Source organism: Marinobacter pelagius, assembly GCF_900114925.1.
In the GTDB taxonomy this organism is placed as follows: domain Bacteria; phylum Pseudomonadota; class Gammaproteobacteria; order Pseudomonadales; family Oleiphilaceae; genus Marinobacter; species Marinobacter pelagius.
Window position 1 is genome coordinate 249,276 of sequence record NZ_FOUR01000003.1, and the last position, 23,002, is coordinate 272,277.

General features: G+C 60.3%; 23 protein-coding genes and 1 pseudogene. 14 read left to right on the top strand and 10 right to left on the bottom strand.

Annotation, left to right across the window (positions count from 1 at the left end; translation table 11 throughout):
• Window positions 1–777, bottom strand: a complete 777-nt coding sequence (locus BM254_RS08140) for a sulfite exporter TauE/SafE family protein (RefSeq protein WP_092001461.1) — start codon at window positions 775–777, stop codon at window positions 1–3.
• A gap of 119 nt (window positions 778–896) precedes the next feature.
• Here BM254_RS08140 and BM254_RS08145 point away from each other — a divergent pair, with 119 nt between their 5' ends.
• From BM254_RS08145 to BM254_RS08165, 5 genes are read left to right on the top strand one after another with little or no spacing between them, the layout of a single operon-like run.
• On the top strand, window positions 897–1,958 hold the full coding sequence (locus tag BM254_RS08145; protein WP_092001463.1) for a PA0069 family radical SAM protein: 1,062 nt from the start codon (window positions 897–899) through the stop codon (window positions 1,956–1,958).
• Window positions 1,959–1,967: 9 nt separating this feature from the next.
• Entirely contained in the window at window positions 1,968–3,692 is a 1,725-nt protein-coding gene (locus BM254_RS08150) for a L,D-transpeptidase family protein (RefSeq protein WP_092001465.1), read from the top strand.
• 54 nt (window positions 3,693–3,746) lie between these two features.
• Entirely contained in the window at window positions 3,747–4,403 is a 657-nt protein-coding gene (locus tag BM254_RS08155; protein WP_092001468.1) for a c-type cytochrome, read from the top strand.
• A 14-nt stretch (window positions 4,404–4,417) separates the two neighbouring features.
• Entirely contained in the window at window positions 4,418–5,398 is a 981-nt protein-coding gene (locus BM254_RS08160) for a c-type cytochrome (RefSeq protein ID WP_092001470.1), read from the top strand.
• Between the two features lie 46 nt (window positions 5,399–5,444).
• Window positions 5,445–5,900, top strand: coding sequence for a lipoprotein (locus BM254_RS08165; protein ID WP_092002207.1), 456 nt, complete (start codon window positions 5,445–5,447; stop codon window positions 5,898–5,900).
• A 30-nt stretch (window positions 5,901–5,930) separates the two neighbouring features.
• Here the strand turns inward: BM254_RS08165 and BM254_RS08170 are convergent, their stop codons facing one another.
• Window positions 5,931–6,830: an alpha/beta fold hydrolase gene (locus BM254_RS08170; RefSeq protein ID WP_092001473.1), complete on the bottom strand. Its 900-nt coding sequence runs from the start codon at window positions 6,828–6,830 to the stop codon at window positions 5,931–5,933.
• A 119-nt stretch (window positions 6,831–6,949) separates the two neighbouring features.
• Here BM254_RS08170 and BM254_RS08175 point away from each other — a divergent pair, with 119 nt between their 5' ends.
• The 3 genes from BM254_RS08175 to BM254_RS08185 all read left to right on the top strand — a co-directional run bounded on the left by BM254_RS08175 (window position 6,950) and on the right by BM254_RS08185 (window position 10,202).
• Window positions 6,950–7,735 (top strand): ZIP family metal transporter, encoded by a 786-nt coding sequence (locus tag BM254_RS08175; protein WP_092001476.1) that lies wholly within the window; start codon window positions 6,950–6,952, stop codon window positions 7,733–7,735.
• 88 nt (window positions 7,736–7,823) lie between these two features.
• Window positions 7,824–9,491: a GMC family oxidoreductase gene (locus BM254_RS08180; protein WP_092001479.1), complete on the top strand. Its 1,668-nt coding sequence runs from the start codon at window positions 7,824–7,826 to the stop codon at window positions 9,489–9,491.
• Between the two features lie 90 nt (window positions 9,492–9,581).
• On the top strand, window positions 9,582–10,202 hold the full coding sequence (locus tag BM254_RS08185) for a LysE family translocator (protein ID WP_092001482.1): 621 nt from the start codon (window positions 9,582–9,584) through the stop codon (window positions 10,200–10,202).
• A gap of 5 nt (window positions 10,203–10,207) precedes the next feature.
• Here the strand turns inward: BM254_RS08185 and BM254_RS08190 are convergent, their stop codons facing one another.
• Entirely contained in the window at window positions 10,208–10,879 is a 672-nt protein-coding gene (locus tag BM254_RS08190) for an NAD(P)H-binding protein (RefSeq protein ID WP_092001485.1), read from the bottom strand.
• A gap of 113 nt (window positions 10,880–10,992) precedes the next feature.
• Between BM254_RS08190 and BM254_RS17950 the strand changes: the two are divergent.
• The 3 genes and pseudogenes from BM254_RS17950 to BM254_RS08200 all read left to right on the top strand — a co-directional run.
• Window positions 10,993–11,118 (top strand): annotated as a pseudogene (locus tag BM254_RS17950) (response regulator); the annotation flags it as partial.
• Window positions 11,119–11,150: 32 nt separating this feature from the next.
• Window positions 11,151–11,942: a M48 family metallopeptidase gene (locus BM254_RS08195; RefSeq protein WP_092001488.1), complete on the top strand. Its 792-nt coding sequence runs from the start codon at window positions 11,151–11,153 to the stop codon at window positions 11,940–11,942.
• A gap of 90 nt (window positions 11,943–12,032) precedes the next feature.
• Entirely contained in the window at window positions 12,033–12,545 is a 513-nt protein-coding gene (locus tag BM254_RS08200; RefSeq protein WP_092001490.1) for a DUF2244 domain-containing protein, read from the top strand.
• Window positions 12,546–12,548: 3 nt separating this feature from the next.
• On the opposite strand, the gene BM254_RS08205 is transcribed toward BM254_RS08200, so the two are convergent.
• Window positions 12,549–13,451 (bottom strand): alpha/beta hydrolase, encoded by a 903-nt coding sequence (locus BM254_RS08205; RefSeq protein ID WP_092001493.1) that lies wholly within the window; start codon window positions 13,449–13,451, stop codon window positions 12,549–12,551.
• 120 nt (window positions 13,452–13,571) lie between these two features.
• Between BM254_RS08205 and BM254_RS08210 the strand changes: the two genes are divergently transcribed.
• Window positions 13,572–14,585: a GlxA family transcriptional regulator gene (locus BM254_RS08210; RefSeq protein WP_092001496.1), complete on the top strand. Its 1,014-nt coding sequence runs from the start codon at window positions 13,572–13,574 to the stop codon at window positions 14,583–14,585.
• A gap of 37 nt (window positions 14,586–14,622) precedes the next feature.
• On the opposite strand, the gene BM254_RS08215 is transcribed toward BM254_RS08210, so the two are convergent.
• The 6 genes from BM254_RS08215 to BM254_RS08240 all read right to left on the bottom strand — a co-directional run bounded on the left by BM254_RS08215 (window position 14,623) and on the right by BM254_RS08240 (window position 20,735).
• Complete coding sequence (locus BM254_RS08215; RefSeq protein ID WP_342714239.1) at window positions 14,623–15,396, bottom strand: substrate-binding periplasmic protein; 774 nt, start codon at window positions 15,394–15,396, stop codon at window positions 14,623–14,625.
• Between the two features lie 150 nt (window positions 15,397–15,546).
• Window positions 15,547–16,401 carry a diacylglycerol/lipid kinase family protein gene (locus BM254_RS08220; protein ID WP_092001502.1) on the bottom strand — a complete coding sequence of 285 codons (855 nt, stop codon included), beginning with the start codon at window positions 16,399–16,401 and terminating at the stop codon, window positions 15,547–15,549.
• Between the two features lie 13 nt (window positions 16,402–16,414).
• Window positions 16,415–17,305 (bottom strand): DMT family transporter, encoded by an 891-nt coding sequence (locus BM254_RS08225; RefSeq protein ID WP_092001505.1) that lies wholly within the window; start codon window positions 17,303–17,305, stop codon window positions 16,415–16,417.
• A gap of 110 nt (window positions 17,306–17,415) precedes the next feature.
• Window positions 17,416–19,602: a hypothetical protein gene (locus tag BM254_RS08230; RefSeq protein ID WP_092001508.1), complete on the bottom strand. Its 2,187-nt coding sequence runs from the start codon at window positions 19,600–19,602 to the stop codon at window positions 17,416–17,418.
• Entirely contained in the window at window positions 19,599–20,357 is a 759-nt protein-coding gene (locus BM254_RS08235) for a TVP38/TMEM64 family protein (protein ID WP_245777399.1), read from the bottom strand. Before BM254_RS08235 ends, BM254_RS08230 begins: the two co-directional genes overlap by 4 nt.
• Before the next feature lie 138 nt (window positions 20,358–20,495).
• Window positions 20,496–20,735 (bottom strand): TIGR02647 family protein, encoded by a 240-nt coding sequence (locus BM254_RS08240; RefSeq protein ID WP_092001511.1) that lies wholly within the window; start codon window positions 20,733–20,735, stop codon window positions 20,496–20,498.
• Between the two features lie 80 nt (window positions 20,736–20,815).
• On the opposite strand from BM254_RS08240, the gene BM254_RS08245 reads away from it, so the two are divergent.
• Together BM254_RS08245 and BM254_RS08250 are read left to right on the top strand one after the other, a co-directional pair.
• Window positions 20,816–22,171 carry a dicarboxylate/amino acid:cation symporter gene (locus BM254_RS08245; protein ID WP_092001514.1) on the top strand — a complete coding sequence of 452 codons (1,356 nt, stop codon included), beginning with the start codon at window positions 20,816–20,818 and terminating at the stop codon, window positions 22,169–22,171.
• A gap of 121 nt (window positions 22,172–22,292) precedes the next feature.
• A complete protein-coding gene (locus BM254_RS08250) occupies window positions 22,293–22,994 on the top strand; it encodes a lytic transglycosylase domain-containing protein (RefSeq protein ID WP_092001517.1) in 702 nt (233 codons plus the stop codon).
• Window positions 22,995–23,002: the final 8 nt, after the last annotated feature.

Consider the following 23,002-nt stretch of genomic DNA (forward strand, 5'->3'; position numbering starts at 1 on the left):
TCAGCCCAGCACACTGACCATACCCACACTGCTGACCACCAGCAGGACTACCCCGAGCACCCGGTAAAAAACCGGGGTCTCGGCTCTGAGCATGCGGTCATGCACGTACAGCCCGATCACATGGCCGACTGCGGCACAGGGCAGTAACCACAGGTGGTGGATAAGTTGCAGGTCCACACCAGCCCAGACGAACGCGGCCATCTTGATCAGCACCAGGATGAACCAGAGTGCGAACAGGGTATCCCTGAGCTTCTCCTTCACCACATGCTGCGCGGCAACCGCGATGATCAGCGGTGCCCCGATCAGGGACGTACCGCTGATATAGCCCCCCACCATCAGGAAAATCGCATCCACGGTCTTGCTGCCACTGCGGAACGGCTTGTTGATGATGTAGGACACCGAATACAGCGCCACAATCACAAAGATGATCGCACTCAGAACGTTACCCGGCATGGTGATCAGGCCGAACACCCCGATCAGCTTGGGCACGATCATGATGCCAAGAATCCGCCACAGGTAGGGCCAGTCCACCGTGCCTCCTTCCACCGGGTTCTCCCGGCTGCGGTTCTTCCGGTTATTCATCCAGATGGTCAGGGATGAAAACACCAGCAGGTGCACCGCAATGATCGGCAGAAACACCAGTGGCTCGTCGTAGACCAGCAGGAGAAACGGCAGGGACAGGACCGCTCCGCCAAACCCCAGGCCCGAACGGACAAATCCGCTCCACACGAATATCAGGCCAATCAGGGCGTACTGGACCAGCGTAAGATCAGACATGGATTCCTCGGTGTTCAGACATCAGGTCGGCGTTCAGGGAGCCGGATTCTGCTTGCCGGGAAGGATACAGGGGTAGTAGCATCAACAGTACTGTATACATAAACAGTATTGGTGAGACTATGAAAACCCGGGGCACCAGCCTGAATCCGCACAACCGCTTCCAGCCCATCGCTACCGACCGCGATCATGACGACGGCTGGTATCAGGATCCGGAGGATGAAATCTGCCCGGATTCCATCGCCACGGAAGTCATGGATGAGACGGTCAGGTCCATTATCAGCCGCAACAGCTCCCCGGATATCCCGTTTGAGCAGTCCATCAACCCCTATCGGGGCTGTGAACACGCGTGCATCTATTGTTTTGCCCGGCCCTCGCACGCCTACTGGGACATGTCCCCCGGGCTGGATTTCGAAACCCGGCTGGTCGCGAAACACAATGCCGCGGCACGGCTCCGGGAGACCCTGGACAAGCCAGGCTACCGGGTGTCCCCCATCGCCCTGGGCATGAACACCGATGCCTACCAACCCATCGAACGGGAGCGGGAAATCACCCGCGACCTGCTGAAGGTGATGTGCGAATACCGCCACCCGGTCTCCCTGATTACCAAGGGTGCATTGATCCTGCGGGACCTGGACCTGCTGGCGGACCTGGCCCGGGACCAACTGTGTTCGGTCACCATCAGCCTGACCACCCTGAGCAATGACCTGAAACGCCGGATGGAGCCCCGGACGGCCGCTCCCGCGACGCGCCTGAAGATGATTGAACGGCTCCGTGAAGCCGGCATTCCGGTCGGGATCATCATCGGCCCGGTCATCCCTTTTATCAACGACCACGAAATCGAGGCGATTCTGGAAGCCGCCGCCCACGCCGGTGCGGAACAGGCCGGCTGGATTATGCTACGTTTACCCTATGAGCTGGACGAACTGTTCCAGGACTGGCTCCAGCGACATTTCCCGGACAGGGCCGGGCATGTCATGAACCGGATCCGCGATCTCAGGGGTGGCAAGAGTTACGACAGCACCTTCGGCAGCCGAATGACCGGTCAGGGTCCGTACTCCGACCTGATTCGCCAACGCTTCCGGAACAAAGTGCGCAAGCTCGGGCTCAACACCCGGAAACAGGGCTCCCTGAGGACCGACCTGTTCCGTCGCCCGGCCGGAGACCAGATGGCACTGTGGTAACGGGTAGTTATGAGTAAATGCAGGCACACCGCGTTGGCCATTCTGGCAACCATGACCGTCTTGATGCTGCCGGCGCATTCCGCCACGGCCCAAGGCCCCAGCGAACCCCTTGTCCAACGCATTGAATCGCTCGAGGCCGGGCAGCCGGTGCAGGTACTCGGCGAGCCACTGCTGGCACGGGAAGTATTGCGCAGGTTCTATGAGAACCACGGCTTTCAGGAGGCCTGGTCCTTCCCCGGTAATCGCCGGGAACTGGTGGAGGCCATTCGCCAGATTGCCAACGACGGTCTCAACCCCGAGGACTACCACGGTCCACTGTTGTCGGAACTGGCTCTGCGGGCGCGCGATGACCTGTCCGGGGAAATGCAGGCAGACATCGACCTGCTGTTTTCCGATGCCTTTCTGCTCGCCGCATCGCACCTGCTCGAGGGCAAGGTGAACCCGCAGACCATTCACGCCGAGTGGAGCGCCAGCCGCCAATCTCTGGATCTCGCCGTCACCCTCGCCGAGGCACTTCGGGACAACACCATTGCCGCCACCCTGGACAGTCTCCGCCCCACGCATCGGGCCTATGCCAAGCTGATGGAGGCCCGCAACCGGCTCACCCCTCTGCTTGGACACCCCTGGTTGCCGATTGCCGACGGCCCTTCGATTCATCCCGGGGACCAGGATTCCCGGCTGCCAGAGATCCGGCGCAGGCTGGCCGCCCTGGGAGATATCACCGCCCCCGGTGACCCGGAAACCGCAGTCGCTGACCCGACCCTCTATAGCCAGGATCTGGACCTGGTGATTCCCAGCTTCCAGGCCCGGCATGGTCTGGAGCCAGACGGCATCATCGGCAAGAAAACGCTCGCCGCAGTGAATCTCATGCCGGTGGAGCGCATCCGGCAGATCGACGCCAGCCTGGAGCGCTGGCGCTGGCTGCCGCAATTCCTGGGTGAGGATTATGTCATCGTCAATATTGCCGGCTTCGGACTGCAGCTGGTGATGGATGGCCGCGAGGCATTGCAATCGAGGGTTATTGTCGGGCGGCCCTATCGCCAGACCCCGGTTTTTTCCGACCGAATCCGTTACCTGGTGTTCAATCCGACCTGGACCGTGCCGCGCAAGCTGATGATCGAGGACCTGCTACCGCAGATCATGCGTGATCCCGGGTATCTGGAGCGCCAGGGTATCCGCGTCTACCAGGGCTGGGGCTCGGATCGGCAGGAAATCAATCCGGCGGTCATCGACTGGCCCTCACTCTCCAGGGACAACTTTCCCTATCAGCTTGTCCAGGACCCAGGCCCTCTGAACGCCCTGGGACAGGTCAAGTTCATGTTTCCCAACCCCTACGCGGTGTACCTGCACGATACACCGGGCCAATACCTGTTCGGCCGCCAGGAACGGACTTTCAGCTCCGGCTGCATCCGGGTGGAGAAACCCATGGATCTGGCTGAACAGCTTCTTGCCGGCGCCCCCGAGTGGAGCCGCGAGAGGATCGACCGGCTGCTGGAGGAAAAAATTCCGGTCACCGCGGTCCTCCCTGACCCGATTCCGATCTATATTCAATACTGGACAGCCTGGGTAGACGAAGACCAGCGAATCCAGTTCCGTGATGACATCTACAATCGCGATTTCCGGCTGCTGGCGCAACTCAGGCAGTCAGCGACCGGAGGTAACCAACTGCCCACACCGGTTGTGGCAAGAGGTTTCTCGGCATCCGGAGGGAGTGACCAACCCAAGTCGGATTGACTTTAGAACATAGGGACATATGCTAATGCGCTTTATTTTGAACGGAGGCAGACAATGAAAACCCTCTCCCACCTGATTCTGACGGGCGCCATGACCGCCCTGGCCACCGGCGCCTACGCCGCCGAAGGCGATCCCGAGCGAGGCGCTCAGCTGGCCGCGCAGGGTGACGGCAGCGGCGCGCCATGCCTGGCCTGCCACGGCGCCGACGGTTCCGGCAACAATGCCGGCGGTTTTCCCCGCCTGGCCGGACTCGATGCCGCGTACATGGCCCAGCAGATGCTGGACTACAACAGCGGTGATCGCGTCAGCCCGGTAATGCAACCGAACATCGACAACTTTGATGAGCAGCAAATCCGGGATCTGGCCGCGTACTATGCCGCCATGCCGATTCCTGAAACCACCACGCCGGCCAACGTCAGTGACGAAGTTCTCGCCCTCGGTGAGAAGCTTGCCAACCAGGGCGACTGGGATAACTACATTCCGCCCTGCTCCTCCTGTCACGGCCCTGGTAACCGTGGTGTCGGCGAAATCTTCCCGGCCATCGCCGGACAGCACCCGAATTATATCCGGTCACAGCTCAATGCCTGGAAAAGCAACCAGCGCAATAACGATCCCAACCAGCTGATGACAGCGGTTGCGGAACGCCTGACCGAGGAACAGATCGATGCGGTGGCCGCCTACCTGGGCAGCCAGAGTGCAACCGCAAACTAACAGGAGGCAGAGCCATGAAAATGAAGCATACGATTTCCCTGCTCGCCGGCCTGCTGGTTGCCAGCCCTGCGGCCCTGGCGCAGCCTGAAGTGCCGGTCAACCTGCCGGAATTCAAGGAAGGTCAATACGTTCACAGTGCCCCGACCGTGGAGGACCTGATGAACGATGACAGTATTCACCCGGAACTGAAGAAGGTCATTCTCAAGGGCCGGGACATGTTCATGAATACCCAGCAGTTCCGCGGCGAATACGTGTTCAACGACATGAACTGCAAATCCTGCCACATGGGAGAGGGCCGCAAGAACTGGTCCGGCCCGGTGTGGCCAGCCGCCACCACGCTGCCGGATTTCCGGGGCAAGAACCAGCATGTGAACTCGCTGGGAGAACGGATTGCCGGGTGTTTTTCCTTCTCCATGAATGGCAAGCCGCCGGCCTACGGCAGTGATGACATGCTGGCCATGCAGGCCTACCATCAATGGCTTGCCAAGGGCGCGCCCGTGTACGAGAAGAACATCGGCGGTCGCGGGTTCAGTCATCTGGGTAACGAGAAGCCTGAACTGGACTATGAGCGCGGCAAGCAGGTGTATGCAGAAAATTGCGCCGTGTGCCACGGTGACAACGGTCAGGGGCAGAAAAAGGACGGACAGGTTGTGTTCCCGCCGCTGTGGGGTGACCACTCCTACAACTGGGGCGCCGGCATGACCCGAATTTTCACCGCGGCCTCGTTCATCAAGAACAACATGCCGCTGGGGCAGCCCGGATCCCTGACCGATGATGAAGCCTGGCAGGTTGCCAACTACATCAACTCCCAGGAACGCCCGCAGGATCCGCGTTACACAGGTGACGTGAAAGAGACCCGGGAAAAGTTCCTGAACTTCCACAAGCACACGAACTATGGAACAGTAGTTAACGGCAAGCTACTGGGCGATCACGATAATACCGGCGACAAGCCTTTCCTGAAGCCCGACGTGCTGCAATCCCGGACCTTCGAGTAAGGTTACCGGGATGGCCGGGAGGAAAGGCACAGGCAAGGAGATAATCATGCCACGCATACTGTCTTTTCTCTCGGCACTGCTCCTGTTGAGCGGATGCCAGTCACTGCCCTCCGGCACAGAGGGCAGTATTCCGTCCGACCGAATCCTCCTGAGCGCTCAGCACTGTCTGAGCGAATACATTGATGACCTCGACAAGGTCCACTTTGGCCCCTGTCTGAAAATAGTCTCCGTCGATGGCGAGACACCAACTGTCACGGAAGACGGATTCATTGCCTTGCCCGTGGCCACGCCTCTCAGCCTGGGAACCAGCTGTGTCTACCGGCATGCTGACGGCACGCCAATTCCTGCAACTGTCACTACCGCCACCTTCGAAGTAACACCGAAGACCTTCACCTCCGGCGGCAGACGCTGGTATCTGCATGCCCATAAACAGGCGCGGGGTGCCATTGGCTGCGAGCCAACGCTGGCACCCTCCGTCTACCCCACGGTCAAGACGAACTGAACTCCGGCCCTTCGGCAGCTCGCCGACCAATCAATGGGCTTTGAAGAAGCGCCGTAGCCGCGTGATCACGGCTTCCGGCGCTTCCTCGGGCAGAAAATGACCGCAGGCCAGCGCCTCGCCCTCCACCTCCCGGGCGTAGTCCTGCCAGACTGTCTGCACATCGTAGGTGCGGTTCACAAAGCCCTTGCTGCCCCACAGCACCAACAGGGGACATTCCACCCCGTGCCCCCGGTCCCGGTCCCGGTCCCGGTCCGCCCGGTCGTGGTCCAGATCAATCGTGGCCGCGGCCCGGTAATCCTCGCAACTGGCATGGATGGCCTCGGGTGCGGAGAAACAGCGGACATAGTCGGCCACCGCTTCCGGCTCGAACTGCGCCCCCGGTGCCGACCAGCGCCTGAGCTTCTCACGCAGGTAATAGCCGGGATCCTGGCCAATCATATGCTCGGGCAGCCCGTCAGGCTGGATCAGGAAGAACCAGTGGTAATAGCCGGTAGCGAACGCCTGATCGGTGTGCTCGAACATGTGCAGGGTCGGGGCTATATCCATCACGCAGGCGCGCTCCACGGCCGCCGGGTGGTCCAGACAGAGGCGGTGGGTGACCCGGGCTCCCCGGTCGTGGCCTGCCACCGAGAACTCCCGATAGCCCAGTGACTGCATCAGTGCCACCATGTCCGCCGCCATCTGCCGTTTGCTGTAGGCGTAGTGGTCCGGGCCGGAATCCGGTTTGCTGCTGTCGCCGTACCCCCTGAGGTCAGGGCAGATAACATGAAAGTCCCGGGCGAGCGCCGGCGCCACCTTGTGCCACATCAGATGGGTCTGGGGGTAACCGTGCAACAGGAGGAGGGGGCGGCCTGAGCCACCATGGGCGACGTTCATGGTTACATCGCCAACGTCGATCTGTTGGTACTGGAACGGCTCTGGCAGTTTCATGACACTCCCCTTTTGTCATTGTTCCGGATTTATCGCCCGAATCCACAGTATTGCACCATACGACCATTCGCCAAGCGTCCCCGGTGCTATGCTGAAACCACAAACCAACAGGAGCGCGCATGTCCGCTGATCCCAGTATTATCTGGTTGGGAAGCATTTCCAGCCTGTTAGCAGGCCTGGCCACGGGTGTTGGCGCTCTGGCGATCTTCCTGGTGCGCACGATCACCCACAAGCTCCAGGATGGCATGCTCGCTGCGGCTGCGGGGGTTATGCTGGCAGCCTCCTTCTTCTCACTTCTGCTCCCGGGGCTCGAATACGGCGAGACCATCACCGGCCATACCTGGCTGGCCGCGCTGATCGTGATCTTCGGCGTTCTCTCCGGAGCAGCCGCCCTGCTCTATGTGCACCAGAAACTCCCGCACCAGCACTTCGAGCTCGGGCGCGAGGGCTCGGACGCCTCCTACATCCGGGGAATCTGGCTGTTCACCATCGCCATTACCCTGCACAACTTTCCGGAGGGCATGGCGGTTGGCGTCGGGTTTGCCGGCGGCGATGTCCGGAACGGGTATGTCCTGGCGATGGGCATCGGACTTCAGAACATACCGGAGGGTCTGGCTGTCGCCTTTTCCCTGTTGGCTATAGACTATTCCCGCCTGAAGGCCTTCACCATTGCCCTCCTGACCGGGCTGGCCGAGCCAATCGGCGGTGTGTTTGGGGCCACCCTGGTGTGGCTGGCCGAGCCACTCATGCCCTGGACACTGGGTTTTGCCGCGGGCGCCATGCTGTTCATCATCAGCAACGAAATCATTCCGGAAACCCATCACCGGCAGTGGAAAATCATGTCCACCTTCTGCCTGCTGGCAGGGTTCGTTGTCATGATGTTCCTGGATGCCACCCTCGGCTAATCCATTCGTCCAATTCAGGGTGTATCGGGCGGGAATTTGCGTTACAAAGAGCTATCTCAACACAATAAAAACAAACCGGTCAGACATCATGAACGACAGAACCCGCTCGTCTTCCGGGCCATTCGACTACATCATCGTGGGCGCCGGCACCGCCGGCTGTCTGCTTGCCAACCGCCTGAGTGCCGACCCGAATAATCGGGTGTTGCTGATCGAAGCTGGCGGCCGGGACAATTACCACTGGATCCACATCCCGGTCGGCTACCTCTACTGCATCGATAACCCCCGCACCGACTGGCGTTTCCGTACCGAACCGGATCCCGGCCTGAACGGCCGCTCGCTGATTTATCCCCGGGGCAAGACCCTGGGCGGGTGTTCCAGCATCAACGGCATGCTCTACATCCGTGGCCAGGCCAGGGATTACAACCAGTGGGCCGAGATCACCGGCGAGGACGCCTGGCGCTGGGACAACTGCCTGCCCGACTTTATGCGCCACGAGGACCACTATCGCCTGGACGAGGGCGGCGATGCTGATCCGGAACACCACAGGTTCCACGGCCACGGTGGTGAATGGCGGGTCGAGCACCAGCGCTTGAAATGGCAGGTACTGGAAGACTTTGCCACCGCCTGCGTCGAGGCGGGCATTCCCCGCACCCGGGACTTCAACCGGGGTGACAATGAGGGGGTGGACTACTTCGAGGTCAACCAGCGCTCTGGCTGGCGCTGGAATACCGCCAAGGCCTTCCTCCGGGAAGCCGAGAAGCGCCCCAACCTCACCCTCTGGCATTCCACCCACGTGTTGGGTCTGGAAACGGAATCCGGTGGCTCCGGGCCCCGCTGCACGGGAGTTCGTGTCGAGCGGCCCGGGACCGGTGAAGTGGTTGCCAGGGCAGAGCGGGAAGTCATCCTCTCCGCCGGGGCAATCGGCTCACCGCAACTGCTGCAGCTGTCGGGCATCGGCCCTGCGGATCTTCTGAAACAACACGGTATTGATGTGGTCGCCGACCTGCCCGGCGTGGGCGAGAACCTGCAGGACCACCTGCAGATAAGGTCCGTGTACAAGGTCAAGGGCGCCACGACCCTGAACACCATGGCCAACTCCCTGATCGGCAAGGCCCGCATTGGCCTTGAGTACCTGCTCACTCGCTCCGGCCCCATGAGCATGGCGCCGTCCCAACTTTGCCTGTTCACCCGAAGCTCTGACGAGTACGAGCACGCCAATATCGAGTATCACGTCCAGCCCCTGAGCCTGGATGCCTTCGGCCAGCCGCTGCACAACTTCCCGGCCATCACCGCCAGTGTCTGCAACCTGAATCCGACCAGTCGGGGTACCGTGCGCATTCGCAGCAACGACCCGAAACAGGCCCCGGCCATCGCCCCGAACTATCTCAGCACACCCGAGGACCGCCGGGTCGCCGCGGACTCCCTGCGGGTGACCCGTCGTATTGCCGAACAACCGGCCTTCGCGCAATACCAGCCCGAGGAGTTCAAGCCCGGGCTGCAGTACCAGAGTGACGACGAACTGGCCAAACTGGCCGGGGATATCGGCACCACCATTTTCCATCCGGTGGGCACCACCCGCATGGGCCGGGCTGATGACGAGCTGGCGGTGGTGGACCCTCACCTGCAGGTGCGAGGCGTGGCAGGCCTGCGGGTGGTCGATGCCGGGGTGATGCCCACCATCACCAGCGGCAACACCAACTCGCCAACCCTGATGATTGCCGAGAAGGCTGCGCGCTGGATTCTGAACGGCGATTAGCAGCTGAATTGATTGCAGTTTCCAGGTTTTTTGATGGGAACGGGCTGCTAGAATTGGCAGTCCGTTTTACTTGCAAAGGACTGATCCGCAATGACCCTTGCCACCTGGCTCACCGTTGTCACCATCTGCATTCTTGGCGCCATGTCCCCCGGCCCGTCGCTGGCACTGGTGCTCAAACAGACCCTGACCGGTGGCCGGCGTAACGGTGTCATTACCGCCCTGTCCCACGGTGTCGGGGTGGGAATCTACGCCTTCCTGAGTATTCTCGGGCTGGCGGCCATCATTACCGCCTCCCCCACCGCCTTCTCGATTCTGCAATGGGGCGGCGCAGGTTACCTGGCCTGGCTCGGCGTCAAAGGCCTGATGGCAAAACGGCAGGAAAACGAGGAGTTGCCCGATGCACCGACCACCAAAAGCGCGGCCCGGGACGGCTTCCTGATTGCCTTCTTCAATCCAAAAATCGCTGTCTTCTTCCTGGCCCTGTTCAGCCAGGTGGTCGGCACCGACACCAGTCTGCTTGCGAAATTCGGCTATGCCGCCACAGCACTGATCATTGACACCAGCTGGTACCTGATCGTGGCCTGGCTGTTCTCCAACCCTCGCTGGCTGGATGCACTCCGGCAGCGGGCGGTCTGGTTCGAGCGGGTTTTCGGTGCAGTCCTGATCGGACTGGCCGGTCGCCTGGTGGTGGGAATCCTCAACGGGAAATAAGCCGGTCAACCGGCGAGTGCGACAATGTCCGGGTATTCCCGGATCTGAACCACACGCTCAGCCGGTTCCGCCGACGATATCCCGCACACTTCGTTCACCATTGCCTCCGCCACGGTCTCGGCCTTGATCGCCCGGTACTTGTCGAGGGGACCGATCAGCACCCGGTTCACCAGTGGCATGGCCATCTGGCCCAGTTCTTCGCCACCCCGGTGTTCCTGGCGGTCACCCAGCAGCAGGCTGGGGTGGTAGATGGAGAGGTAGGGAAAGTCCAGCGCGCGGACCGCATCTTCCAGCTCCCCTTTTACGCGGTTATAGAAAATGGTGGATGAGGAGGAAGCGCCGATGGCGGACATCAGGATCAGCGAGTTCACCCCGCACTCTCGCGCCAGTTTCGCTGCGGCCAAGGCATAACCGTAATCCACTTTCCGTAAATTGTCCTGGGAACCGGCTTTCTTGATGGTGGTTCCGAGGCAGCAGATCAGGGCATCCACGGCAAAGATATCGGCATGGGCGGTGAGATCATCAAAGTCCACCACATGCTGGTCCAGCTTCGGATGTTCCAGTGACATCGGTTTGCGCACCGGCACCACCACTTTGCTGATCGCTTCCCGGGCCAGCAACTGCTGTACCACCAGATGGCCGGTCAACCCGGTCGCCCCCAGCACCATCACGTTCATACCGCATTTCTCCCTGATCTTGTTTTTGGAATGCACGCTTTGAGTCTATCAGTCGGACGCATATAAAAAAGCACCGGGCAAAGCCCGGCAGGAACGTCTGCCCAAGGGCATTGATGTGCGCATCACGCACGACCGCCCGGCGCTACCTGGAATACCTGGTCGGCACCGGAGAGCTGAGCGCCGAGGTGAGCTATGGTAATGTAGGACGACCAGAGCGGCGATACTGTCTGAAAACCTAGCTGCCCTTTTTGCCGTTATCAGGACACACACCTTGAGACCACTGATCCTCGGCCTTCTCGCCCTTTTCCTGCTCACCGGCTGTCAGGAATCCCCGACCGGCCGCAACCAGCTTGCCCTCGTGCCTGATGCGGTCATGGCCGACATCGGCCAACAGAGCTTTGCCCAGATGAAAGAGCAGAATCCGGTGCAGGAAGACCCGAGGGTCAACCGCCTGGTGCAGTGCATCGCCGGCAAACTGGTGCGGGCAGCCGCCATCCAGTACCCGGCAGCACCCATGCCGGAAAGCTGGGAAGTGGTGGTATTCCGTAATGACACACCGAATGCCTTCGCCCTGCCCGGCGGCAAGATCGGTGTTCATACCGGCCTGGTCCGGGTAGCAGAGACCCCGGCGCAACTGGCCACGGTCATCGGCCACGAAGTGGCCCACGTGCTCGCCGACCACGGTAATGAACGATTGACCCAGGAACTGGGCCTGAAGGCTTCCCTGTTTCTCGTGGGACTGTTCACCGAAAGCGAAATTGCGGAGGACCAGCTCCAGAATGCCCTGGGCATTGGCGCCCAGCTGGGTATCACCCTGCCCTTCAGTCGAGCCCACGAATCGGAGGCAGATCTGATGGGGCTGGCCATCATGGCCCGGGCAGGTTTCAATCCGGAACAAAGCGTGGAACTCTGGCGCAACATGGCCCGGGCCTCCGGCGAACAACCGCTGGAATTTCTCTCAACCCATCCCAACCATGACACCCGCATTGGCGATCTGAGCGCCCACATGGAATCGGCAAATCAGCTTTTCCGGGCGGCAGTGCCAGCAGACTGCAACCTGTGAAAACGATTTCTCCTACCTGACCATTCTTGACTATGATCAATTAGTGAACAGCCAGCGTAATTTCCAAAGTGAAATGGCGAGGCATCAGGCATGGTGGAAAAACTGGATCATCCCGGCGGCACCCGGTTGTTACTGACCCCCAATCGCTCGTTGAGCTGGAAGGGCAACGTCCGGATCTGGATCGGACTGGTTATGCTCTCGGCGATCATCGGAATCGGCTGGGCGTTCGCAGGCGCCTGGATCATCCTGCCGTTTGCTGGACTGGAACTCATTGCCGTGGCTGCCGGCATCTATCTCACATCCCGCGATTGCCAGCGCAAGGAAGTCCTGACCATGGAGGGAGACGAGATCCTGCTGGAAAAAGGCCGGAAACAGAAAAACGCCCAGTGGAGCCTTCCGCGACCCTATACGCGTCTGCAGCTTAATGAGCCCGTCCACCCCTTTGCACCGGCCAAGCTCTTCCTGAGCCACCGAAACGATCGGGTATCCCTGGGTGGTTTTCTGAACGTGGAGGATACGGAAAGGCTGGTCGAAACCCTTGAGTCCCTCGGCTTTGTTCCGGAACGAAAACAGCCCGATCCGGAAATCGGGCTGTGGTTCTGAACATCATTCAACCCCGGACAACCGGTCATATACCCGCTCGATCACCTGTGGATGCCAGAGTAGCCGATAATGGCCGAGTCCCCGGGTGCGGAATATCTGCGCATTCGGCCACTTGCCAAAGACGATTTCGCTCTGACCGACCGGTATCTGCTGATCGTCCCGATCCACAAAAATGAGCGCACGGCCGGGCAGCTCCGGTGCCAGCGCATCGAACGAGAATTGCTCCCAGACAGATTCACCAAACCGTTGTTCCATACGCCCACGTTGTAATGCGATCAGTTCCGGCGAGAGGCCCAGCGTCCGACCGAATCCTTCAACCACCGAATCAAGGCCCCTCGGCGGCGCCAGTAGAAAAATGTGCTCGGCCTGAACGCCATCCGCCATGGCCCGCGCCAGGGCGAGACTTCCAATGGAGTGGGCGACGACGGCCTTGAGAGGGCCGAAGCTCTGGGCAACACGATGGACCGCCTCCGACATTTCAAACAGGTCGGTACGTAGCCCCTGCGCCCGCCCGTGGCCGGGTGCATCGAAGGTGACAACGCGATAGCCAGCTTTGACCAGAGGTCCCACGAACCCGCCGAACTGGATTCCCGCTCCGGACCAGCCGTGGATCATCAGGACCATCGGCCCGAATCCCCAGCTGTACACCGGAATGGTCTGATGTCCGACCCGAAGCTGGGTATAGCCCTCGGCCTCCTCATATAAAGACTCATAACGATTCGGTGCCGGCAGACGGTTGGGGGTAAAGAAAAGGTGTTCGACTGCGTTCCCGGCGAGCGCTGGTGAAACCCGGTGCAACCAGTTCATACCCTTGCCCAGCAGGGCAATTTTGCTGTTGGCAGGTGACATCACACGTCTGGTAACGCGGGTCGCATTTCGGGTACTGATACGAGAGTGAATGGTCATGGCAAGTCCTCCTTACCCGGAGGACTGGGTGCCCTCCTTCATCACAAGTCCAGAGTAAGGCTTGCCACTGCAGGATCGGAGTGTCATATTTGACACGTTAAGTGCGAAAAGGGCCACCTCATGATCAAAGTTGCCGTCGTTGCTCTTCCCTACTGTCACGGAAGTGGCATTCTCGGGATTATGGATTTTTTCGCGGCCGCGAATTTCTGTGATCAGTCTCCGGGCAACGCATCAGGCCCGCGATTCGATTGCCAGATAGTGACGGTCGACGGTTCCCCGGTGACCACCTACAGCGGAGTCAGTATTGCCCCGACAACCACCTGTGACAGTTATCAGCCTGACCTGGTGATCGTCGGATCAGCAATGGAGGCGGTCCTCGGCGATCGTCGCATCGATCAGTCGCTGGCCCGATCAGCTCCCCTGCATGGGTGGCTCCAGGAGGCATTTCGGCGCGGTGCGACCGTTGCCAGCGTATGCACCGGCAGCTTTGTTCTGGCTGAAGCAGGCCTTTTAAAGGAACAGGTAGCGACAACGCACTGGCGCGCCGCACCCGCATTCCGCCGCCGGTATCCGGAGATCCGGCTGGAAGCGGATCAGCTGCTGATCGACAACGGCCAGATCATCTGCGCCGGTGGTGCCACCTCCTTCATCGATCTTTGCCTCTACCTTGTGGAAAAGCTGGGCTCGCCCTCACTGGCCCTGGCTTGCAGCAAGCTGCTGATCATTGATGCCCGTCGTGCAGAGCAGACCCCCTACATGAGCTTTTACAGCAGCAAGGCACACCAGGACGAGGTGATTGAGCAGCTCCAGCACTGGCTGGAAGTGCATTATGCAGAGCCCCTGACCATAGACGAATTGGCGGACAAGGCAGGGTTGGGTGCCCGGACGTTCAAACGTCGGTTCAAGGAAGCCACCGGTGAAACGCCACTGCACTATGTCCAGCAGCTACGGGTGGAAGCCGCAAAACATCAGCTGGAGTCGACACAGAGGCAGACTGCCCGGATTATCTGGGACGTGGGGTATGAGGACGCAAGCTCCTTCCGGAGATTATTCAAGCGTACCGTGGGATGCACGATGGAGCAGTATCGTCGGCGATTCAGCTATGTGACACCGCGGCTGGCCGCCCATCCATAGGGACCCGGTCCTCCAGGACCGGGCCCGGCGTTTTAACTCATTGGTAACTGGCAACGATCGAATCAATCTCGCCCGCACTGCGAGCAGCATCAAGTGCGTTCTGGAGGTCTTGGACTACCTCCGGCGAGGTCTCCTTGCTCACCGCCAGGTACATGGGCGTTTCCCGGAAAACCAGTACCGACTTCAGACCCTCGATGTCGTGCTCTTCCTTCGCCACCAGCGGGCCAACCAGACCATCGGTTACCCACAGATCGGCCTGGCCAAGCACCAGGCGCCGGGCATTCACATCCCCGGACTGGCCCATGACCACATTGAAGCCCTTGCTCACCAGATAATCCGACATCACGTCACCCTTGTAGCCGGCGATGCGCAGGTCTTTGGCGTCTTCCAGAGTGGACAGGGTGATATCAGAATCCGGTGCCGCAAACAGGGTCCACTTGATGGACGCCAATGGACCAACCCACTGGAACTGGTCTTCCCGCTCATCGGTGCGGGCCGTGCAGAACAGACCATGGTTCTCGCGGCCCTGAACCCAGTCGTAGGCGTAGCTCCAGACCCGCATCTTCATGACGTAGTCATAATCCACCCGCGCCATCATGGCTTTTACCATGTCAGTACAGATGCCGGTAATCTCGTCCTCGCTGTGGGCAAAGCCCTCACCGGATTTGGAGGCGTTGTAGGGAGGATAGTTCTCGGTAAAGATATACAGGCGCTCGGCCGCCAATGCTGATGATGCAGTGCCGGCCAACACCAGGGTCAACAGTGCAGACCTTGCAGCCCGGAACAGGGAGCCCATGGTGGATGCAGTCATGACGCGCATTCTTTTATCCTTCTCGGCGATTCTCGTTGGATAGTGCGATAGGGGTGCGACTGGAGGTTTTAGCCAGTCGGTCTGGTAGTTTATGCCACTTGGGCCCTTATCATCGCGCTTTCGGCCCTGAAAGTCAGTGACAAAACGTATCTACGGAGCAATCACCTGAAGGGATTGGTATTGGCAGGATACATCCAGCGGCGTCTTGCCGGCGATGTCGCCATCCGCGGTTATTGTCTTGGGTTTGGGCGTGCGGACAGAGCAATGTTTTCCCCTTAGATGCACCAGGGTACTGGTTCGGGTCGGCGCCTCACGGTTGAGCCGAACCATCACGAACGTCAGCAACAACTGGGCCACTGGCCGCGGCTTTACTGCAATCACCTCAAGATAGCCGTCATCCGGGGCGGCCTCGGGAATCTCGTGGCCGCCGCCGAAACTGGTGCCATTGGCCAGGGCGATCGACAACCACCGCCCACGCACATAGCCTTTGCCGCAGCGAATCTCGGCCCGGAAGCCTCGCCTGGCATTCAGTCGTTGAAGCAGCTCAACCACGTAGGTGAAACGCCCCAATATTTTTTTCTTTGGCCCTCCGGATTCCCGGGCCGGGAGTGTTCCCAGCCCGACATGGGCGACATTCAGAAAAATCCGGTCACCAAAACGGGCAATGTCCACGTGCCGGCGGGCCCCGCGGGCAATAAGCCGGCACAGCTCGCCAGGATCCTCCGGAAGCCCGATATTCCGGGCAAAATCGTTGGCGGTTCCCGAGGGTAGAACCGCGAGCACGGCGTCTTTCTCAAGACAGACCCTGGCGCCAAAGTTCGCTGAACCATCACCGCCGGCCATCATCACCACGTCCCCCGGCTCAACTTCCGATGGCCAATGGTCATCCGCGATGTCCCTGCACTCAGGAGAATCCAGCCCAGCCATGGCAAGATGCTCTAACCAGAAGCTCCGGCCCCTCTCACCGTCACCTGCTCCTGAATTTGCCAGCAGCCAATAGGTCATGAGGCAAGACTCCTCAGGCTTTCCCCGGAGCCTTCACGGTCACCAGGGCCACCCCGGTAATCGCCACAAGCCCTCCGGCAATCGCCAGCGGCCCGAGACGTTCACCAAACAGAAGATAGGCTTCCAGCGCGGTTACCGGCGGCACCAGGTAAAACAGGCTGGCCACCTGGGATGCAGCGCCCCGGCGGATCAGCCACATCAGGATCAGGATCGCGCTGACCGACAAGCCGAACACCAGCCAGCCCAGGGCCAGCTTGAATTCCAATGTCCACTGCACCTCGCGGGTTTCCAGGGTGAACGCCCCGATCGCAAACAGAGTGCCTGCTGCTGCGTACTGGATCATGGTTCCGGAGACCAGATCCACACTGGTTCCATAACGTTTCTGATAGACCGTTCCCAGGGAAATGCCCAGCAGCGCCAGCAGGGCCCAGATCAGTGTATGGGGTGGAATACCCACCTCTGCTGAGGACGCCCCAAGCTTTTCTGTCAGCACCAGTGCCACACCAACCAGACCGAGGGCAAGACCAATCCACTGGCGCACGCTGACCGATTCCTTCAGGAAGATCACCGCCGCCAGTGCCGTTACCAGCGGCTGCAGTCCGACAAGCAGGGAAACCACCCCGGCCGACATGCCCTGGTCGATGGCGTAGAAAACGCCACCCAGGTAAAAGCCGTGCACGAGAATCCCGGTAACCGCCAGGTGCCCTGCCCCACGAAGGCCGGGCCAGCGGGCTTTCAGTACCAGGGCCAGGATTCCGAGCGGGATCAGGGTCAGCAGCATCCGGATCAGCAGCATGGTGAACGGTTCGGCGTAAGGCAGTCCGAACTTGCCACCGATAAACCCTGTACTCCATAACCAGACAAACAGCGCGGGAACGAAGAAGGTGTAAAAAATGGGGGGCATGGTCAGGTTCCGGTCTCCAGTATCTGCTTTAGCAGTACTCTAGAAGTTAGCAGACAAACAAAACAGATACAGGCACTGGACAGAGAAACCGGTACAGATGGCCGGCCTGGTCACCCGGGAAGTCGAATCTCAACCTCCGGAGCCTCACCATGCCAGTCGGCATCCCAGCTCACTTTGGGCTCGCCACCGGGCCGTGGCTCAATGGTCACGGTCACGGTACCAAAGCGGGTTGGCGCGGGGCCGAAGCGGATTGGTTTCTCCTGGGCCAGCCAACGCTCCGGGATGCCGGAGGCTAGAATCAGACGATTACCCTCCTCCCGGATAAAGCAGTTGCGGATCATCAGTACCCACTCGGCCGCCGCCCAGACATGATGGCCATCCCCCATGCAGCCGCCTCCGGTGGCCGGGTGGATGGCCTCCGGCCACTGACCGGTCGGAGACGCCATATCAGCCACGGCATCCATCAACTCCACATGGCGCCGATCACTAGCCCGCAGCAGGACCTGAGCCACATGAAGGGTCAGGTAGGCGTTCAGCCCGGAATGAATCATGTCCTGGTAGAACGCGCCATGGACAAAGCACCTGTCGATCAGGAAATCGGCACAGTCCAGCAGGCGCTCGTCATCCGGCTTCATCAGTTGGGTCGGATAGCCTGCCGCCAGGGACCCAATGGCACCAGCGTCCAGCCGGCGATAGGGTGATGCCGGCATACCCGGCCGGTGCAGGCGCTGCTCGCAACTGGCCAGGCTGCGCTCCACCGCCTGATTGAATTCCCGGGCTCCGGCGGCAAAGCTCTCGCTGGCCTCCCGGTCCTGATCCCGCAGCAGATTCGCCGCAGCGTTCAGGCCGGCAATACCCCAGAAGTCATCCCAGTAGTAATAATCATTCGGCCCCAGGTGTTCGGCACTGAATCCGGCGGGCAACAGTCCGGCATGTGGCGCATTCAGGTTGCCACTGAGTCGTTTCTTCTGGATCCAGCGCGCCCCTTTCATCACCGGCGCTTCCCAGCGTTCCGGCAGATCCCTACCGGTCAGCTGGCAGAACCGGTCAAGGATCCATAGCACTTCGCCGTTGGCATCCCATTCACCTTCCTGGGAGCGGAAATAGCCATCCCGCATCTGCCGATCCGGAAACTGGTTCAATGCCCGCTCGGCCCTCTCGGTCAACCCGACATTCAACAGGGCATGAATGATGAAGGCCGCGTCCCGGAACCAGAACCGCTTGTAGGTATAGGGCCCCGGATAGACATCCTTTGGAGAATGCAGGATCAGCGAGGTCACCGCGGCGTCATACAGGAACTGATACTTCTCATCCGGGCACTCCAGGCGCGCGGTGTCCTCCCGGACCCGATGCCAGGCATCCGGACCGGCCGGCGCCAGGCCCGACACCTCAAGGGGAATGCTGACCGTCAGTTCCGAAGGCTCCCCGGCCGTTACCGGGAACAGGGCGGCGGCGGTGACCATCCCCACATCACACTTGCCCTCAGTCTCCTGCTGCCGATCCATGAGGTGGATGTGCACATCACCTTGCTTGTAATCAGAGACATGGTGGGACGCAGGCGCCCGATCGAACTTCACCGTCTGCGTGCCGTCCACCAGCCAGCCGGTGCCGTCCTCCTCCAGCTGAACCTGCTGGATAAAGCTGATGCCCTCCGGATTGGCCGGCCGCAGGGATAACACCAGAGAGGCCGCCACGTCCGATTCGGCCCGCAGAGTGAGTTTGCATACCGGCCGACCGTTCTCGATGGCCACCCGGCTGCGGCTGGTCAGCTGCAGACCATCCTGAACCGTTTCGGTAACCACCACCGGAGTATCACCCAGCTCCTGCCACTGGTGCGCCTGTTTTGACCGGGAGGGCAGCAGGCAGCGCCCGTCCTCCGCCAGCAACCACCCGTCAAGAGACCAGCCATCGTACAACGGGGTCACCAATCCCCGGGGATCGACGATCGGCAACTCATCCACGTCCGGCTGTCCGATGGCCGTCCAGTTCCGGTTGGTGAGGTTGATATGGGTGATGGAGAAGGCTCTGGGCACAAAGGCCGTATCGGTCGGATCAAACTGACGTTCCACCCAGTACGGCCAGACCCAGTCCAGGTTGTGCTGGATGACCCGGCTGTTGATCAGCCCCCTGGCATGAAACACCACACCGGCGCGTAACAGCTCGATAGGCTCGCCCACCTCGGATGGCTGGGCAAAGCCGTGCAACTTGCCCAACAGCGTGATCGGATCAAGGAAACCATGTTTACGGGCCACCCGCTTGATGATGTAGCGCCAGGGCAACCAGTTCATCCAGCTCATTCGGTATCCTCCTGTGCCATGGGTTCGGTTTCCATCCGGTAACGGGCCAATGCTCGCCTGGCCAGACGATTCAGCAACACCACAGCCAGTATAGTGCCGAGAAAACCAGCCCCGTAGATGGTCCACTCCAGCGGTGTACGGGCGCTTTCCCGGACTCCCAGGGTGGACAGGTCGGCCGCCAGCGAGCCCAGGTAAACGTTGTGCAATGAGAAAGGAATCACCCCGAGAAAGGTGCCCGCGACAAAACCGGGAAATGAAAAGCTGGTCAGGCCGAACAGGTAGTTGGATACCTTGCCCGGAAAAAACGGGATCAGCCGCGTCAGCAATACGATCTTCCAGCCATGGGGTGCCATCTCATCGGTCACCACCGACAGCTTTGCCCGGTTGCGGATATAAATGTGGGCGGTCTCGCCAAAGAAATGCCGGGCAATCAGAAAGGCCAACCCGGCCCCGATGGTGGTGCCAATCACCACGTAAAGGGTGCCTTCGATCACTCCGAAAACGAAGCCGGCGCCGGTGGTCAGCAACACACCTGGCAGCAACAGCACCATGGCCGCAACCATGAGCACGATAAAGAACAAAGCCGCCCAGGCACCCTGCTCATCAAACCACCGCAACAGGTCGACGATCTGCTGGTGTACACCCAGGGCATACAGCATTCCGACGATAAGACCGACACCGGCAATACTGCCAGCCATCCACAAAAGCGGCGATCGGGTCCAGTTGGCTCGTGGTTTCGGTTCGGAGGCGGACACCAAACACTCAACTCCTTGCCAGAACTGAATTTTCGGGCGCAAATTGCCACCCGGACCAGCCTTTACCCTAACCCGGCTGCGCGACTGCTCTCAAAGCTTAAGCCCCTCGGATGGTACGTACCATCGTTTCAGGCTGACTTACTTGCTGGTCAGTATGGACTGCAGCTTGTGGGTCAGCTCTACCGCCTCGGTGCCCATCGGTGTCAGGTAGCCGCCGTCCTTCTGGCTGATCAGTCCCTTGGCGAACAGGCTCTCGGCGGCCCGGACCGTTTCCGGTGCAGCGGAATGGGCATGCACCTTGATACCCTCCTGCATGGAGGTGGAGGGAAACTGCAGTAACAGATTGAGCTCTGCAAGGTGGTTCGGCGAGAATGGCATGGCACTTCCTCTTTTTATGATTGATCTGTTTTCAGTCTAGGCTCAGGTCAGCACTTGGCAAGCACAGGGACGAAGCCAGCATGACAAATAACAGCGAAGACTTCCCGAATTATTACCTGCGGCCACTTCGACACCTGAACGTGTACCTTTCCGGACTCGTGAAGGGACGCCTATGGCTCAAAGTGTTGATCGGGATGGGGGCCGGGCTGGTGGTCGGAACCCTTCTCGGCCCCTCGGTCGGGCTGATCGAGCCGGAACGGGGCCGGTTGATCGGTAACTGGCTGGCATTTCCCGGTCACCTCTTCCTCGCCACCATACAGATGATTGTCATTCCGCTCGTGATCGCCTCTGTGGTCCGCGGCCTCGCCTCCAGCGAAGATCTTTCACAACTGCGCAAGCTCGGCATGCGGGTGTCCATTTTCTTCGTCATCACCACTGCCATCGCCGCTTCCATCGGGCTCTGGGTTGGTGGCCTGATTAACCCTGGGCGCATGCTGACCGGGCTGGCCACGCCAGCGGCGGAACCCTCTGACGAGGTGGTGAATGCCACAATGCCCAGTGTCGAGGATCTTCCCCAGACCCTGTTGGGGCTGCTCCCCGGCAATCCCCTGGATGCCATGGTGGAGGGTCAGATGCTGCAGGTAGTGATCTTCTCGATCATCGTCGGAATTGCACTCGTCAGCATGGCACCGGAAAAGTCCCGACCAATGCTGGACCTGCTTGATTCCCTGCAACAGGTCTGCATGACCGTGGTTAAATGGGCCATGCGCCTCGCGCCCTTTGCCGTCTTCGGTCTGATGGCCCAGCTCACCACCACCATCGGCTTCCGGGCCATGCTGGGCATGGGCTCCTACGTGCTGACCGTCCTGCTGGGACTGCTGATATTGCTGGGATTTTATCTGCTGATCCTCAAGCTTCTGGTGGGCCAGCGGCCATTGCAGTTCCTGAAGGACAGCCGTGATGTACTGCTGCTGGCGTTCTCCACCTCCAGCTCAGCCGCAGTGATGCCACTATCCATCCGGACTGCTGAAGACAAACTGGGGGTTCGGCCCTCCATCTCCGAGTTCGTGATTCCCCTGGGCGCGACCATTAACATGAACGGCACCGCACTCTACCAGGCGGTGGCAACCGTGTTCCTGGCCCAGGTCTATGGCATTGACCTTGGCTGGGGCAGCATGGCGCTGGTGGTTGCCATGGCGGTCGGCGCGTCCATCGGTTCACCGGCCACACCCGGCGTTGGCATCGTCATCCTTGCCATGGTGCTCCAGACCGTAGGCATACCGCCAAGCGGTATCGCGCTGATCATGGGGGTGGACCGCATTCTGGACATGTGCCGCACCGCCATCAACGTCACCGGTGACCTGGTCACCTGCCGGCTGATGGAAAACTGGTCCGGCACCCGGTTACCACCGGAACCGGCGCCAGCCGATTCATAACCGCAACAAATCGCATCAGTCGGGTTACAGTTAATGAGACCCTGGCCCTTTGCCACAGGGCCAGGGACTGAAATAATAGGCTACTCGATTATCACTGGCAGTTACCGGTTTACTCTGGACCATGGCAAAACGATCACGAATTCCCTCTCTCGCGCTTACCCTGTTGATGGTCTCGGTTGCCATGCCGGCGCTGGCCGATGGCATCAAACGCATCGTGCATCCGGATGGCTCTGTCGAGTACACCAACACCAAGAGCCCGGACGCCCCGATTGCCTCCACCGGCAACGAGACCGTCTATCGCTTTACCGATGAAAACGGTGTTGTTTCCTACAGCAGTATCCAGCCAAACAATGCCACGTTCGATGTTATCCGCTTTCACTGTTACGCCTGTGATCCGAATTCGAAAGTCGACTGGCGCAAGACGCCGCTGTTCCTCCAGCCTTACCAGCAGGAAATCCGGACTGCGGCCAGTGAGTTCGACGTCGACCCGGCCCTGGTCCGGGCAGTCATTCACGCCGAATCCGCGTTCAACCCCAAGGCGCTATCTCCCAAGGGCGCCCAGGGCCTGATGCAACTGATGCCGGGTACCGCTCAGGAACTAGGCGTGGTCAATGCCATGGTGGCGGCCGAAAACATACGTGGAGGGGTAAATTATCTGGCCCGGATGCTGGAGCGTTTCAACGGGGACATTCGCCTGGCAACCGCTGCCTACAACGCAGGTCCTGGCGCCGTTACCCGTTACAAAGGCGTTCCTCCGTATGCTGAAACCAAGGCCTATGTGGAGCGGGTGGGCATTCTTCACGAGCGGTACGCTGCCAACTGACCGCTTCC

What these genes read in the sequence shown, in the direction of transcription:
- BM254_RS08140 (WP_092001461.1), bottom strand. Translation starts at nt 777, where the DNA reads ATGTCTGATCTTACGCTGGTCCAGTACGCCCTGATTGGCCTGATATTC.
- BM254_RS08145 (WP_092001463.1), top strand. Translation starts at nt 897, where the DNA reads ATGAAAACCCGGGGCACCAGCCTGAATCCGCACAACCGCTTCCAGCCC.
- BM254_RS08150 (WP_092001465.1), top strand. Translation starts at nt 1,968, where the DNA reads ATGAGTAAATGCAGGCACACCGCGTTGGCCATTCTGGCAACCATGACC.
- BM254_RS08155 (WP_092001468.1), top strand. Translation starts at nt 3,747, where the DNA reads ATGAAAACCCTCTCCCACCTGATTCTGACGGGCGCCATGACCGCCCTG.
- BM254_RS08160 (WP_092001470.1), top strand. Translation starts at nt 4,418, where the DNA reads ATGAAAATGAAGCATACGATTTCCCTGCTCGCCGGCCTGCTGGTTGCC.
- BM254_RS08165 (WP_092002207.1), top strand. Translation starts at nt 5,445, where the DNA reads ATGCCACGCATACTGTCTTTTCTCTCGGCACTGCTCCTGTTGAGCGGA.
- BM254_RS08170 (WP_092001473.1), bottom strand. Translation starts at nt 6,830, where the DNA reads ATGAAACTGCCAGAGCCGTTCCAGTACCAACAGATCGACGTTGGCGAT.
- BM254_RS08175 (WP_092001476.1), top strand. Translation starts at nt 6,950, where the DNA reads ATGTCCGCTGATCCCAGTATTATCTGGTTGGGAAGCATTTCCAGCCTG.
- BM254_RS08180 (WP_092001479.1), top strand. Translation starts at nt 7,824, where the DNA reads ATGAACGACAGAACCCGCTCGTCTTCCGGGCCATTCGACTACATCATC.
- BM254_RS08185 (WP_092001482.1), top strand. Translation starts at nt 9,582, where the DNA reads ATGACCCTTGCCACCTGGCTCACCGTTGTCACCATCTGCATTCTTGGC.
- BM254_RS08190 (WP_092001485.1), bottom strand. Translation starts at nt 10,879, where the DNA reads ATGAACGTGATGGTGCTGGGGGCGACCGGGTTGACCGGCCATCTGGTG.
- BM254_RS08200 (WP_092001490.1), top strand. Translation starts at nt 12,033, where the DNA reads ATGGTGGAAAAACTGGATCATCCCGGCGGCACCCGGTTGTTACTGACC.
- BM254_RS08205 (WP_092001493.1), bottom strand. Translation starts at nt 13,451, where the DNA reads ATGACCATTCACTCTCGTATCAGTACCCGAAATGCGACCCGCGTTACC.
- BM254_RS08210 (WP_092001496.1), top strand. Translation starts at nt 13,572, where the DNA reads ATGATCAAAGTTGCCGTCGTTGCTCTTCCCTACTGTCACGGAAGTGGC.
- BM254_RS08215 (WP_342714239.1), bottom strand. Translation starts at nt 15,396, where the DNA reads ATGACTGCATCCACCATGGGCTCCCTGTTCCGGGCTGCAAGGTCTGCA.
- BM254_RS08220 (WP_092001502.1), bottom strand. Translation starts at nt 16,401, where the DNA reads ATGACCTATTGGCTGCTGGCAAATTCAGGAGCAGGTGACGGTGAGAGG.
- BM254_RS08225 (WP_092001505.1), bottom strand. Translation starts at nt 17,305, where the DNA reads ATGCCCCCCATTTTTTACACCTTCTTCGTTCCCGCGCTGTTTGTCTGG.
- BM254_RS08230 (WP_092001508.1), bottom strand. Translation starts at nt 19,602, where the DNA reads ATGAGCTGGATGAACTGGTTGCCCTGGCGCTACATCATCAAGCGGGTG.
- BM254_RS08240 (WP_092001511.1), bottom strand. Translation starts at nt 20,735, where the DNA reads ATGCCATTCTCGCCGAACCACCTTGCAGAGCTCAATCTGTTACTGCAG.
- BM254_RS08245 (WP_092001514.1), top strand. Translation starts at nt 20,816, where the DNA reads ATGACAAATAACAGCGAAGACTTCCCGAATTATTACCTGCGGCCACTT.
- BM254_RS08250 (WP_092001517.1), top strand. Translation starts at nt 22,293, where the DNA reads ATGGCAAAACGATCACGAATTCCCTCTCTCGCGCTTACCCTGTTGATG.